The 12753-nt window shown below is 41.6% G+C and carries 12 protein-coding genes; 10 read left to right on the top strand and 2 right to left on the bottom strand.

The genetic code is table 11. The annotated features are described in order from the left end of the window. Positions 1-59 precede the first annotated feature (59 nt). Positions 60-2363: a DNA translocase FtsK gene (locus TZ90_RS05505; protein WP_080890735.1), complete on the top strand. Its 2304-nt coding sequence runs from the start codon at positions 60-62 to the stop codon at positions 2361-2363. 43 nt (positions 2364-2406) lie between these two features. Here TZ90_RS05505 and TZ90_RS05500 read toward each other — a convergent pair whose 3' ends face one another. Then, complete coding sequence (locus tag TZ90_RS05500; protein WP_045611899.1) at positions 2407-2835, bottom strand: DUF6556 family protein; 429 nt, start codon at positions 2833-2835, stop codon at positions 2407-2409. Positions 2836-2973: 138 nt separating this feature from the next. Here TZ90_RS05500 and TZ90_RS05495 point away from each other — a divergent pair, with 138 nt between their 5' ends. The 9 genes from TZ90_RS05495 to TZ90_RS05455 all read left to right on the top strand — a co-directional run bounded on the left by TZ90_RS05495 (position 2974) and on the right by TZ90_RS05455 (position 11954). Further along, positions 2974-4116, top strand: coding sequence for a cysteine desulfurase family protein (locus tag TZ90_RS05495; protein ID WP_045611898.1), 1143 nt, complete (start codon positions 2974-2976; stop codon positions 4114-4116). Between the two features lie 8 nt (positions 4117-4124). Continuing rightward, positions 4125-5339: a tRNA uracil 4-sulfurtransferase ThiI gene (thiI, locus tag TZ90_RS05490; protein WP_045611896.1), complete on the top strand. Its 1215-nt coding sequence runs from the start codon at positions 4125-4127 to the stop codon at positions 5337-5339. Between the two features lie 136 nt (positions 5340-5475). After that, entirely contained in the window at positions 5476-6300 is an 825-nt protein-coding gene (locus TZ90_RS05485) for an alpha/beta hydrolase (RefSeq protein WP_033685208.1), read from the top strand. A gap of 20 nt (positions 6301-6320) precedes the next feature. Further along, positions 6321-7061: an esterase family protein gene (locus TZ90_RS05480; RefSeq protein ID WP_045611895.1), complete on the top strand. Its 741-nt coding sequence runs from the start codon at positions 6321-6323 to the stop codon at positions 7059-7061. Between the two features lie 12 nt (positions 7062-7073). Beyond that, entirely contained in the window at positions 7074-8240 is a 1167-nt protein-coding gene (locus TZ90_RS05475; protein ID WP_045611893.1) for an ATP-grasp domain-containing protein, read from the top strand. Between the two features lie 158 nt (positions 8241-8398). Then, entirely contained in the window at positions 8399-9268 is an 870-nt protein-coding gene (gene gla, locus TZ90_RS05470) for an aquaglyceroporin Gla (protein ID WP_000348101.1), read from the top strand. A gap of 123 nt (positions 9269-9391) precedes the next feature. Further along, positions 9392-10117, top strand: coding sequence for a CppA N-terminal domain-containing protein (locus TZ90_RS05465; protein ID WP_045611891.1), 726 nt, complete (start codon positions 9392-9394; stop codon positions 10115-10117). Then, the gene (locus TZ90_RS05460; RefSeq protein ID WP_045611889.1) at positions 10114-11049 is read left to right on the top strand and encodes a serine hydrolase domain-containing protein; all 936 of its coding nucleotides are present in this window, start codon (positions 10114-10116) and stop codon (positions 11047-11049) included. Before TZ90_RS05465 ends, TZ90_RS05460 begins: the two co-directional genes overlap by 4 nt. A gap of 8 nt (positions 11050-11057) precedes the next feature. Next, positions 11058-11954 (top strand): DMT family transporter, encoded by an 897-nt coding sequence (locus TZ90_RS05455; RefSeq protein ID WP_045611887.1) that lies wholly within the window; start codon positions 11058-11060, stop codon positions 11952-11954. Between the two features lie 44 nt (positions 11955-11998). Here TZ90_RS05455 and TZ90_RS05450 read toward each other — a convergent pair whose 3' ends face one another. Continuing rightward, positions 11999-12697 carry a GntR family transcriptional regulator gene (locus TZ90_RS05450; RefSeq protein WP_004248332.1) on the bottom strand — a complete coding sequence of 233 codons (699 nt, stop codon included), beginning with the start codon at positions 12695-12697 and terminating at the stop codon, positions 11999-12001. Between the last annotated feature and the right edge of the window lie 56 nt (positions 12698-12753).

Below are 12753 nucleotides of genomic sequence, written 5' to 3'. Positions count from 1 at the left end.
CGTTTGGTGCAGTCTTTTTCTCTTTCCGAAATGCCTGTGAAATATGGTATAATAGAAGAATGGCAAACAAGAATACAAGTAAAACAAGACGGAGACCGTCTAAAGCAGAACTCGAAAGAAAAGAAGCGATTCAACGGATGTTGATTTCGTTAGGAATCGCGCTGTTATTGATTTTCGCAGCCTTTAAATTAGGGGCTGCAGGTATAACCATTTACAATATAATTCGCTTGCTGGTGGGTAGTCTAGCTTATTTGGCAATATTTGGTATCCTGCTCTACCTCTTCTTTTTCAAGTGGATACGAAAACAGGAAGGGCTTCTATCTGGCTTTTTCACTATATTTGCAGGCTTGCTCCTGATTTTTGAAGCCTACTTAGTTTGGAAATATGGTTTGGATAAGTCGGTATTAAAAGGGACCATGGCTCAGGTTGTGACGGATTTAACTGGCTTTAGAACAACCAGTTTTGCTGGAGGTGGCTTGATTGGGGTCGCTCTTTATATGCCAATCGCCTTTCTCTTCTCAAATATCGGTACCTACTTTATTGGTTCTATCTTGATTTTAGCTGGAGCCCTCCTAGTCAGTCCTTGGTCTGTTTACGATATTGCTGAATTCTTCAGTAGAGGCTTTGCCAAATGGCGGGAAGGGCATGAGCGTCGAAAAGAGGAACGCTTTGTCAAACAAGAAGAAAAAGCTCGTCAAAAGGCTGAGGAAGATGCTAGATTAGAACAAGAAGAGACTGAAAAAGCCTTACTCGATTTGACTCCTGTTGATATGGAAACAGGTGAAATTCTGACTGATAATGTTGTGCTTGACGTTCCTCCTGTTCCAGAAGAAGAGTGGGTGGAACCAGAAATCATCCTGCCTCAAGCTGAACTTGAATTCCCTGAACAGGAAGATGGCTCAGATGATGAAGATGTTCAGGTCGATTTTTCAGCCAAGGAAGCCCTCGAATACAAACTTCCAAGCTTACAACTCTTTGCCCCAGATAAACCAAAAGACCAGTCTAAAGAGAAGAAAATCGTTCGGGAAAATATCAAAATTCTAGAAGAAACCTTTGCTAGCTTTGGTATCAAGGTGACGGTGGAACGGGCTGAAATTGGACCATCAGTGACCAAGTATGAAGTCAAGCCTGCAGTGGGTGTACGGGTCAACCGCATTTCCAATCTGGCAGATGACCTTGCTCTAGCTTTGGCGGCCAAGGATGTCCGGATTGAGGCTCCAATACCTGGTAAATCCTTAGTCGGAATAGAAGTGCCCAACTCTGAGATTGCGACAGTTTCTTTCCGCGAACTATGGGAACAATCTCAAACGAAAGCAGAAAATCTCTTGGAAATTCCTTTAGGGAAGGCTGTTAATGGAACCGCAAGAGCTTTTGACCTTTCTAAAATGCCCCACTTGCTAGTCGCAGGTTCAACGGGTTCAGGGAAGTCAGTAGCTGTTAACGGCATTATCGCTAGCATCCTCATGAAGGCGAGACCTGACCAAGTTAAATTTATGATGGTGGACCCTAAGATGGTTGAGTTGTCTGTTTACAATGATATTCCCCACCTCTTGATTCCAGTCGTGACCAATCCACGCAAGGCCAGTAAGGCTCTGCAAAAGGTTGTGGATGAGATGGAAAATCGTTATGAACTCTTTGCCAAGGTGGGAGTTCGGAATATTGCAGGCTTTAATGCCAAGGTAGAAGAGTTCAATGCTCAGTCTGAGTACAAGCAGATTCCACTCCCCCTCATTGTCGTGATTGTGGATGAGTTAGCTGACCTTATGATGGTAGCAAGCAAGGAAGTGGAAGATGCTATCATTCGTCTCGGACAGAAGGCGCGTGCTGCAGGTATCCACATGATTCTTGCAACCCAGCGTCCATCCGTTGACGTCATTTCTGGTCTGATCAAGGCCAATGTCCCATCTCGTGTCGCATTTGCGGTTTCATCAGGTACAGACTCGCGCACCATCTTGGATGAAAATGGAGCTGAGAAACTGCTTGGACGTGGAGATATGCTCTTTAAACCAATCGATGAAAATCATCCAGTTCGTCTCCAAGGCTCCTTTATCTCGGATGATGATGTTGAACGCATCGTAAACTTCATCAAGGCTCAGGCTGATGCGGACTACGATGAGAGTTTTGATCCAGGTGAGGTTTCTGAAAATGAAGGTGAATTTTCAGATGGTGAAACTGGTGGAGATCCTCTTTTTGAGGAAGCCAAGGCTTTGGTTATCGAGACACAGAAAGCCAGCGCATCCATGATTCAGCGTCGTTTGTCAGTTGGATTTAACCGTGCGACCCGCCTCATGGAAGAACTTGAAATGGCAGGTGTCATCGGTCCAGCTGAAGGTACTAAACCTCGAAAAGTTTTACAACAATAAAAAATAGCTTCTTTCCAAGTTTGGAAGGAGGCTATTTTAGTGATTATTGATTAGTTTTATTTTCCGAAGTTGGGGTATTGGACTGTTTTTCATTTTCAGTAGTGGGTTTACTTGGAGCAGGAGTAGTAGATTCCTGAGTTGCTGCTTTCTGCTCTTCTCTTTTCTCTTCCTTGACGCTAGATTTTGGTGTTTCCTCTTGCTGTGTTTTTTCTTGGGTAGTGTTAGTTTCCTTATTGGGACTAGTGTTTTCCTGAGGGGATTCCTTTTGAATTTCTTTGACAATTGTTGTCGTCTGGCTTGTCGTAGGTTCTTTTTTAGTATTTTTGTTATTATCCAAGGCGTTCATAATCGTGATACTTGCGGTAATTAAGCCGAGGATACTACCGATAGTAGCGACGGTTTTTTGAAAGACCGTGAAGCCTTTTTTGATGTGTTCTGTTTTTGGTTTTGAAGTTCTACGATAATTAGACATACATTCTCTCCTTTAATTAAAATTTATTATACCGCATTTCTTTAAAAAAATCTTAAAAAAAGAGGAATTGCCCTTTCTTGTCGCAAGCTCCGTTTCATGATACAATAGAAGGAGTGATTTTAGAAAGCGTGAGAAAACATGATTTACTTTGATAATTCGGCGACGACCAAGCCCTATCCTGAAGCCCTTGAAACTTATATGCAGGTCGCTTCAAAAATTTTAGGAAATCCATCTAGTCTCCATCGTTTGGGAGACCAGGCAACACGAATCTTAGATGCTTCTCGCCAACAGATTGCAGATTTAATCGGTAAGAAAAGCGATGAAATCTTCTTTACTTCTGGTGGGACAGAAGGAGATAACTGGGTCATCAAGGGTGTGGCCTTTGAAAAGGCTCAGTTTGGAAAACACATTATTGTATCAGCCATTGAACATCCGGCAGTCAAAGAGTCAGCCCTCTGGTTGAAAAGTCAAGGATTTGAAGTGGATTTTGCTCCAGTTGATAACAAAGGATTTGTGGATGTTGAAGCGTTAGCAGATTTGATACGACCTGATACGACCCTCGTTTCCGTCATGGCTGTGAACAATGAAATTGGCTCGATTCAACCTATTGAGGCTATTTCAGAACTCTTGGCAGATAAGCCGACTATTTCTTTCCACGTTGATGCAGTTCAGGCGCTTGCCAAGATTCCGACTGAAAAGTATCTGACAGAACGAGTGGATTTCGCGACTTTCTCTGGTCACAAGTTCCACGGAGTTCGTGGTGTTGGTTTTGTCTTTATCAAGTATGGCAAGAAGATTACGCCTCTTTTAACAGGTGGTGGTCAGGAGCGTGATTACCGTTCGACAACTGAAAATATGGCAGGAATTGCAGCGACAGCCAAGGCTCTCCGTTTATCTATGGAAAAGCTAGATATCTTTACTAGCAAGACTGGGCAGATGAAGGCAGTGATTCGTCAAGCACTTCGGGACTATCCAGATATTTTTGTCTTTTCAGATGAGGAAGACTTTGCACCTCATATCCTGACTTTTGGAATCAAGGGTGTTCGTGGTGAAGTCATCGTTCACGCCTTTGAAGACTATGATATTTTCATCTCAACGACCTCTGCTTGTTCGTCCAAGGCTGGGAAACCTGCAGGAACTCTGATTGCCATGGGAGTAGATAAAGATAAGGCCCAGTCAGCTGTGCGTTTAAGCCTAGACCTTGAAAATGATATGAGTCAGGTCGAGCAGTTTTTGACCAAGTTAAAATTAATTTACAATCAAACTAGAAAAGTAAGATAGGAGCATTCATGCAGTATTCAGAAATTATGATTCGCTACGGAGAGTTGTCAACCAAGGGTAAAAATCGTATGCGTTTCATCAATAAACTTCGCAATAACATTTCGGACGTTTTGTCCATCTATTCCCAAGTTAAGGTAACCGCTGATCGCGACCGTGCCCACGTTTACCTGAATGGAGCCGATTACACAGCAGTTGCAGAATCACTCAAACAAGTCTTCGGGATTCAAAACTTTTCTCCTGTTTATAAGGTCGAAAAATCTGTTGCAACGCTTAAGGCTGCTGTCCAAGAGATTATGCAGGATATCTACAAGGAAGGCATGACCTTTAAAATCTCTAGTAGACGAAGCGACCATAGCTTTGAATTGGACAGTCGTGAACTTAACCAAACCCTTGGTGGTGCTGTTTTCGACGTAATTCCTACTATTCAAGCCCAGATGAAAAATCCTGATATCACTCTTCAGGTGGAGATTCGTGAGGAAGCTGCTTATCTTTCCTATGAAACCATTCGTGGAGCAGGTGGTTTGCCAGTGGGTACTTCTGGTAAGGGGATGCTCATGTTGTCAGGAGGTATTGATTCACCCGTTGCAGGTTATCTAGCTCTTAAGCGTGGGGTAGATATCGAGGCGGTTCATTTTGCCAGCCCACCTTACACGAGTCCTGGTGCTCTTAAAAAAGCGCAGGATTTGACTCGTAAATTGACCAAGTTTGGGGGAAATATCCAGTTTATCGAGGTTCCTTTTACAGAGATTCAAGAAGAAATTAAGACCAAAGCGCCAGAAGCTTACTTGATGACTCTAACTCGTCGCTTTATGATGCGGATTACAGATCGTATTCGTGAGGTACGAAATGGTTTAGTTATCATCAATGGCGAAAGTCTTGGTCAAGTAGCAAGCCAGACCTTGGAGAGCATGCAGGCTATCAATGCAGTTACCAACACTCCCATCATCCGTCCAGTTGTGACAATGGATAAGTTGGAAATCATTGATATTGCTCAGGCAATCGATACCTTTGATATTTCAATCCAACCGTTTGAAGACTGTTGTACCATTTTTGCGCCAGATCGTCCTAAGACCAATCCTAAGATTAAGAATGCGGAGCAGTACGAAGCGCGTATGGATGTTGAAGGATTAGTAGAGCGAGCTGTGGCTGGAATCATGATTACTGAGATTACACCGCAGGCTGAAAAAGATGAAGTGGATGACTTAATTGACAATCTTCTCTAATCAGAAAATCCAGAAGAATTTAGAAAAATAAATGAAAAAGTTAGTTTTTAATTCCAAAAACGGAAGCAAAACTAACTTTTTTTCTATAAATGTGATATAATAAAATAAAATTTTGAATATAGAGAGTTTTCTGACAATGAATCAATCCTACTTTTATTTAAAAATGAAAGAACACAAACTCAAGGTTCCTTATACAGGTAAGGAACGCCGTGTACGTGTTCTTCTACCTAAAGATTATGAGAAAGACACGGATCGTTCCTATCCTGTTGTTTACTTTCATGACGGGCAAAATGTTTTTTATAGCAAGGAGTCTTTCATTGGCCATTCATGGAAGATTATCCCAGCTATTAAGCGTAATCCTGATATCAGTCGCATGATTGTCGTTGCCATTGACAATGATGGTATGGGGCGGATGAATGAGTATGCGGCTTGGAAGTTCCAAGAATCTCCTATTCCAGGGCAGCAGTTTGGCGGTAAGGGTGTGGAGTATGCCGAGTTTGTCATGGAGGTGGTCAAACCTTTTATCGATGAGACCTACCGTACCAAAGCTGATCGACAGCATACGGCTATGATTGGCTCCTCACTAGGCGGCAATATTACCCAGTTTATCGGTTTGGAATACCAAGACCAAATTGGTTGCTTGGGAGTCTTTTCATCTGCCAACTGGCTGCACCAAGAAGCCTTTAATCGCTATATCGAGCGCAAGAAACTATCGCCTGACCAGCGTATCTTTATCTATGTTGGAACAGAAGAAGCAGATGATACGGACAAGACCCTGATGGCTGGTAATATCAAACAAGCCTATATCGATTCGTCTCTTCGCTATTACCATGATTTGATAGCTGGTGGGGTACACTTAGATAATCTTGTCTTGAAAGTTCAGTCTGGTGCCATACATAGTGAAATCCCTTGGTCGGAGAATTTACCAGACTGTCTGAGATTTTTTGCAGAGAAATGGTAAGTTAGAAAAGGAGAAATCCAATGCATATTGAAAACCTTAGCCACTGGAGTGGTCATCTTAACCGTGAAATGTACCTTAACCGTTATGGTCATGCTGGGATTCCAGTTGTGGTCTTTGCTTCATCAGGTGGTAGTCACAATGAATACTATGATTTTGGCATGATTGATGCTTGTGCTTCCTTTATTGAGGAAGGTCGTGTTCAGTTCTTTACCCTATCCAGTGTGGATAGTGAGAGCTGGTTGGCCACTTGGAAAAATGGGCACGACCAAGCAGAGATGCACCGTGTCTACGAGCGTTATGTGATTGAAGAGGCTATTCCTTTTATCAAGCATAAGACAGGTTGGTTTGATGGGATGATGACGACAGGTTGCTCGATGGGCGCCTACCATGCACTCAACTTTTTTCTCCAACATCCAGATGTCTTTACCAAGGTGATTGCTCTTAGTGGTGTTTACGACGCACGTTTCTTTGTCGGCGATTACTACAATGACGATGCCATTTACCAAAACTCGCCAGTAGATTATATCTGGAACCAGAACGACGGCTGGTTTATTGACCGTTATCGTCAGGCAGAGATTGTGCTTTGTACGGGTCTCGGTGCCTGGGAACAAGATGGCTTGCCATCCTTCTACAAGCTCAAAGAAGCCTTTGACCAGAAACAAATTCCAGCCTGGTTTGCTGAATGGGGACACGATGTCGCCCACGACTGGGAATGGTGGCGCAAACAAATGCCTTATTTCCTCGGCAATCTCTATTTATAAAAGGAGTTACCTATGAATTACCTTGTTATTTCTCCCTACTATCCACAAAACTTTCAACAGTTTACCATAGAACTAGCCAATAAAGGCATCACAGTCTTGGGGATTGGCCAAGAACCATACGAGCAATTGGATGAACCTTTACGCAATAGCCTAACCGAATATTTCCGTGTGGACAATCTTGAAAATATAGATGAAGTCAAGAGAGCAGTTGCTTTCCTTTTCTATAAACATGGTCCAATTGATCGCATCGAATCCCACAATGAATATTGGCTAGAGTTGGACGCAAGTCTTCGTGAGCAATTCAATGTTTTTGGTGCCAAACCAGAGGATCTCAAAAAGACGAAATTTAAGTCTGAAATGAAGAAGCTTTTCAAAAAAGCAGGTGTCCCTGTGGTCCCTGGAGCTGTTATCAAGACGGAAGCAGATGTTGATCAAGCAGTGAACGAAATCGGTCTTCCAATGATTGCCAAACCTGATAATGGAGTGGGAGCAGCCGCAACCTTTAAGCTTGAAACAGAAGACGATATCAATCACTTCAAGACTGAGTGGGATCATTCAACTGTTTATTTCTTTGAGAAATTTGTCACCTCTAGCGAAATTTGCACTTTTGATGGTCTAGTGGACAAGGATGGAAAGATTGTCTTTTCAACAACTTTTGACTACGCCTATACACCGCTTGATCTCATGATTTACAAGATGGACAATTCTTATTACGTTCTCAAGGATATGGATCCTAAATTACGTAAATATGGTGAGGCAATTGTCAAAGAATTTGGTATGAAAGAACGGTTCTTCCATATTGAGTTCTTCCGTGAAGGGGGCGACTACATTGCCATTGAGTACAATAACCGTCCTGCAGGTGGTTTTACCATTGATGTTTATAACTTTGCTCATTCCTTGGATCTCTACCGAGGCTATGCGGCGATTGTCGCAGGAGAAGAGTTCCCAGTGTCAGAGTTTGAACCTCAGTATTGTTTGGCTACTTCTCGCCGTTCCAATGCCCACTATGTTTATTCAGAAGAGGATTTGCTTGCCAAATACAGTCAGCAGTTCAAGGTTAAAAAAATCATGCCAGCGGCCTTCGCAGAACTTCAAGGAGATTACCTTTATATGCTGACGACTCCGAGTCGACAAGAAATGGAGCAGATGATTGCAGATTTCGGACAACGTCAAGAATAAGAACTCTCGGATTAAGGAAATGCACCTCCTTAATCCTTTTGTTTTTTATAAGAAATAAAATCGCTTTCTTATATATTCTTTTAGAAAACCTGTTGCTAAAAGATATAAAAATTGATAGAATAAGGATTGTCTAAAAAATTTTAAGGAGAATCTATCAAATGGATTTCACATGGGCAATTAAATATGCCACTGAATTTTTGGGAACTGCTATTTTGATCATTCTTGGAAATGGTGCAGTTGCCAACGTTGAACTTAAAGGTACGAAAGGTCACCAAAGTGGCTGGATCGTTATCGCTGTTGGTTATGGTATGGGGGTTATGATCCCAGCATTAATGTTTGGTAACGTATCTGGAAACCACATTAACCCAGCCTTCACTCTTGGACTTGCAATCAGCGGTCTTTTCCCTTGGGCACAAGTTGCACCTTATATCATCGCACAAGTTTTGGGTGCTATCTTTGGTCAAGCCTTGGTTGTGGCAACACACCGCCCATACTACTTGAAAACTGAAAATCCAAACAACATTTTGGGTACTTTCTCAACAATTTCAAGTTTGGATAATGGTACAAAAGAATCACGTTTTGCAGCAACTGTTAATGGTTTTGTAAATGAGTTTGTTGGATCATTTGTTCTTTTCTTTGCAGCCCTTGGAATGACTAAAAACTTCTTTGGTTCTGAAGTGCTTCAATACATGAAACAAATGGCTAGTCAAGCAGGTCAAAATGTTGACTTTTCTGATTTAGCAATCAAAGCCCAAGTAGCACCACATACTGCTTCAGGACTTTCAGTAGCTCACTTAGCACTTGGATTCCTTGTTATGGCCTTGGTAACATCACTTGGTGGACCTACAGGACCTGCCTTGAACCCAGCCCGTGACTTGGGGCCACGTCTCCTTCATGCTTTCCTTCCAAAATCAGTTCTTGGTGAGCACAAAGGCGATTCAAAATGGTGGTACTCTTGGGTACCAGTAGTAGCACCGATTGCAGCAGCAATTGCGGCAGTAGCTATCTTCAAATTCCTTTACCTATAAGAAATTGAAACCGGGGAAATCCTCGGTTTTTTAGATGAAATTTTACGAAAAAAAGGTAAATCTGAGCATAATTTCTTGTAAAAAATTCTAAAATCCTTTAAAATAAAAGAGTTGGAGGAGTTTATGAATGTAAATCAGATTGTACGGATTATTCCTACTTTAAAAGTTAATAATAGAAAATTAAATGAAACATTTTATATAGAAACCCTTGGCATGAAGGCCTTGTTAGAAGAGTCAGCCTTTCTGTCACTAGGTGATCAAACAGGTCTAGAAAAGCTGGTTTTAGAAGAAGCTCCCAGTATGCGTACTCGTAAGGTAGAGGGAAGAAAAAAACTAGCTAGATTGATTGTCAAAGTGGAAAATCCCTTAGAAATTGAAGGACTCTTATCTAAAACAGATTCGATTCATCAATTATATAAAGGTCAAAACGGCTACGCTTTTGAAATTTACTCTCCAGAAGATGATTTGGTTTTGATTCATGCGGAAGATGACAGAGAAAATCTAGTAGAAGTAGGAGAAAAATCTGAGTTTCAAACAGATCTGGAGTCAATTTCTTTAAGTAAATTTGAGATTTCTATGGAATTACACCTCCCAACGGATGTAGATAGTGTCTTGGAACTATCTGAAATTGGGGAATCCCTTGATTTTATTCCAGCTCAGGGGCAGGATTTGACTGTGGACAATACGATTACTTGGGACTTATCTATGCTCAAGTTCTTGGTCAATGAACTAGATATAGCAAGTCTTCGTAAGAAGTTTGAGTCTACTGAATATTTTATTCCTAAGTCTGAAAAATTCTTCCTTGGTAAAGATAGAAATAATGTTGAATTGTGGTTTGAAGAAGTATGAAGTGGACCAAGATTATTAAAAAAATAGAAGACCAAATCGAGGCAGGGATCTATCCCGGAGCCTCTTTTGCGTATTTTAAGGACAATCAATGGACGGAGTTCTATTTAGGCCAGAGTGACCCAGAGCATGGCTTGCAGACTGAAGCAGGACTTGTTTATGACCTAGCTAGTGTCAGCAAGGTTGTTGGGGTTGGCACAGTTTTGACCTTCTTGTGGGATAAAGGTCAATTAGATATTGATAGACCGGTAACAGATTTTTTACCTGAAAGTGATTATCCAGACATCACTATTCGTCAGCTCTTAACCCACTCTACAGATCTTGATCCTTTTATTCCCAATAGGGATCTTTTAGCAGCCTCAGAATTAAAGGACGCGATGTTTCATCTCAACAGACGAAGTCAGTCAGCCTTTCTTTATTCGGATGTCCATTTTTTGCTGTTAGGTTTTATCTTGGAAAGAATCTTTAATCAAGACTTGGATGTGATTTTACAAGAACAAGTGTGGAATCCTTGGAGAATGACGGAAACCCAGTTTGGTCCTGTTGAACTTGCTGTTCCAACAGTTAGAGGTGTAGAGGCAGGTCTGGTACATGATCCCAAGGCTCGCCTCCTAGGCAGACATGCTGGTAGTGCTGGTTTGTTTTCGACTGTAAAGGATTTACAAATTTTTTTAGAACACTATTTAGCAGATGATTTTGCAAGAGATTTGAGTCAAAATTTTTCTACTTTGGATGACAAGGAACGTTCTTTAGCATGGAATTTGGAAGGAGATTGGCTAGACCATACGGGCTATACAGGTACCTTTATCATGTGGAATCGTCAGAAGCAAGAAGCGGTCATTTTCCTATCGAATCGTACCTATGAAAAGGATGAGAGAGCTCAATGGATTATAGACCGCAATCAAGTGATGGACTTGATTCGCAAAGAAGAGTAAGGAGAGACATGTCAAACAGTTTAAAAGGGACTCTATTAACAGTTGTGGCTGGGATTGCTTGGGGCTTGTCAGGAACGAGTGGCCAATACCTGATGGCACATGGAATTTCGTCTCTGGTTTTAACTAACTTACGACTTTTAATCGCCGGTGGGATTCTCATGGTCTTGGCTTATGCTACTGCAAAGGATAGAATGCTGGCCTTTTTAAAGGATAGAAAGAGTTTGCTGTCTCTTCTTATTTTTGCTCTAATTGGTCTCTTCCTCAACCAATTCGCCTATCTAACTGCTATTCAGGAAACCAATGCAGGAACCGCGACGGTGCTTCAGTATGTTTGTCCTGTCGGGATTTTGATTTATAGCTGTATCAAGGATAAGGTGGCACCGACACTGGGAGAGATAGTTTCTATCATATTAGCCATCGGAGGGACCTTCCTGATTGCAACTCATGGGCAGTTGGACCAGTTATCCATGACACCTGCAGGCCTGTTATGGGGTCTCTTTTCTGCTCTGACTTACGCCCTGTATATCATTTTGCCCATATCCTTGATTAAGAAGTGGGGGAGCAGTTTGGTCATTGGTGTGGGAATGGTCATAGCTGGTTTGGTCGCCCTTCCTTTTACAGGGGTTCTAGAGGCTACTATCCCAACTAGTCTTGATTTTCTCCTCGCTTTTGCGGGAATTATCCTTATCGGGACTGTCTTTGCCTATACAGCTTTCCTTAAAGGAGCCAGTCTGATAGGACCGGTCAAGTCAAGCTTGTTGGCTTCAATTGAACCAATCTCGGCAGTTTTCTTTGCTTTCCTAATTATGAATGAACAATTTTATCCCATTGATTTTCTTGGTATGGCAATGATATTAGTTGCTGTAACTTTGATTTCGTTGAAAGATTTACTTTTAGAAAAATAAAAAGACTCTTTGTCGTCCGTGACAGAGAGTTTTTGCATAGTGATCTAATTATTTTCAAGATAAAATTCAAAACGTTCGCCTACATATTGACTTTTTACGTATTCAAAAGCAGTACCATCTTCTAGGTAGGAAACTTGAGTTAAACCAAGAATAGCATGTCCTTTTTCAACTTCCAAATAGTGAGCAATTTTTTCCTTAGCAAGACGAGCATAGATGGTCTGTTGAGATTTGCCTATACGGTAGCCGTGTTTTTGCAAGGTTTGGAAGAAATGACTGGTGATTTCTTCTTTTTTAAAGTCCTTAATGAATTTTTCAGGAATAGAAGCAACTTCATAAACCAGAGGAACTTGATCCGCATAGCGAACCCGCTCCATTCGGATAATATTGTCCGTTGGAGAAATTCCTAGCTTGGCAACTTCCTGTTCATTTGGAATAGTTTTTCTGTAGGAAATGAGCTGGCTAGAGGGAACTTTACCTTGGGCCTTAACAATTTCAGTAAAACTGGTTGTCCCTCGCATCTTTTCTTGTACTCGAGTACTGGAAACAAAGGTGCCACTTCCTACACGGCGCTCTAAAACGCCTTCTTCGACCAAGAGGGAAATAGCTTGGCGGAGGGTCATGCGACTGACCGCAAACTGCTCTGCTAAGTCTCTTTCACTGGGAAGTCTCTCACCAATAGCCCAACGATGTTCGTCAATATCCTTTTTAATCTGATCATGGATTTTCATATAAGCGGGTAGCATATTTTTCACTTCATTTCTATCTTTTCTCTATTGTACCCTAATAAACTAGAAAAAGT

The organism is Streptococcus mitis (genome assembly GCF_000960005.1).
Taxonomy (GTDB): domain Bacteria; phylum Bacillota; class Bacilli; order Lactobacillales; family Streptococcaceae; genus Streptococcus; species Streptococcus mitis_CK.
Note: the sequence above shows the minus strand (reverse complement) of the source record. Positions and strands in the feature narration are given on the sequence as shown.

What these genes read in the sequence shown, in the direction of transcription:
- TZ90_RS05465 (WP_045611891.1), top strand. Translation starts at nt 9,392, where the DNA reads ATGAATGTAAATCAGATTGTACGGATTATTCCTACTTTAAAAGTTAAT.
- TZ90_RS05500 (WP_045611899.1), bottom strand. Translation starts at nt 2,835, where the DNA reads ATGTCTAATTATCGTAGAACTTCAAAACCAAAAACAGAACACATCAAA.
- TZ90_RS05485 (WP_033685208.1), top strand. Translation starts at nt 5,476, where the DNA reads ATGAATCAATCCTACTTTTATTTAAAAATGAAAGAACACAAACTCAAG.
- TZ90_RS05460 (WP_045611889.1), top strand. Translation starts at nt 10,114, where the DNA reads ATGAAGTGGACCAAGATTATTAAAAAAATAGAAGACCAAATCGAGGCA.
- TZ90_RS05495 (WP_045611898.1), top strand. Translation starts at nt 2,974, where the DNA reads ATGATTTACTTTGATAATTCGGCGACGACCAAGCCCTATCCTGAAGCC.
- thiI (WP_045611896.1), top strand. Translation starts at nt 4,125, where the DNA reads ATGCAGTATTCAGAAATTATGATTCGCTACGGAGAGTTGTCAACCAAG.
- gla (WP_000348101.1), top strand. Translation starts at nt 8,399, where the DNA reads ATGGATTTCACATGGGCAATTAAATATGCCACTGAATTTTTGGGAACT.
- TZ90_RS05455 (WP_045611887.1), top strand. Translation starts at nt 11,058, where the DNA reads ATGTCAAACAGTTTAAAAGGGACTCTATTAACAGTTGTGGCTGGGATT.
- TZ90_RS05505 (WP_080890735.1), top strand. Translation starts at nt 60, where the DNA reads ATGGCAAACAAGAATACAAGTAAAACAAGACGGAGACCGTCTAAAGCA.
- TZ90_RS05475 (WP_045611893.1), top strand. Translation starts at nt 7,074, where the DNA reads ATGAATTACCTTGTTATTTCTCCCTACTATCCACAAAACTTTCAACAG.
- TZ90_RS05480 (WP_045611895.1), top strand. Translation starts at nt 6,321, where the DNA reads ATGCATATTGAAAACCTTAGCCACTGGAGTGGTCATCTTAACCGTGAA.
- TZ90_RS05450 (WP_004248332.1), bottom strand. Translation starts at nt 12,697, where the DNA reads ATGCTACCCGCTTATATGAAAATCCATGATCAGATTAAAAAGGATATT.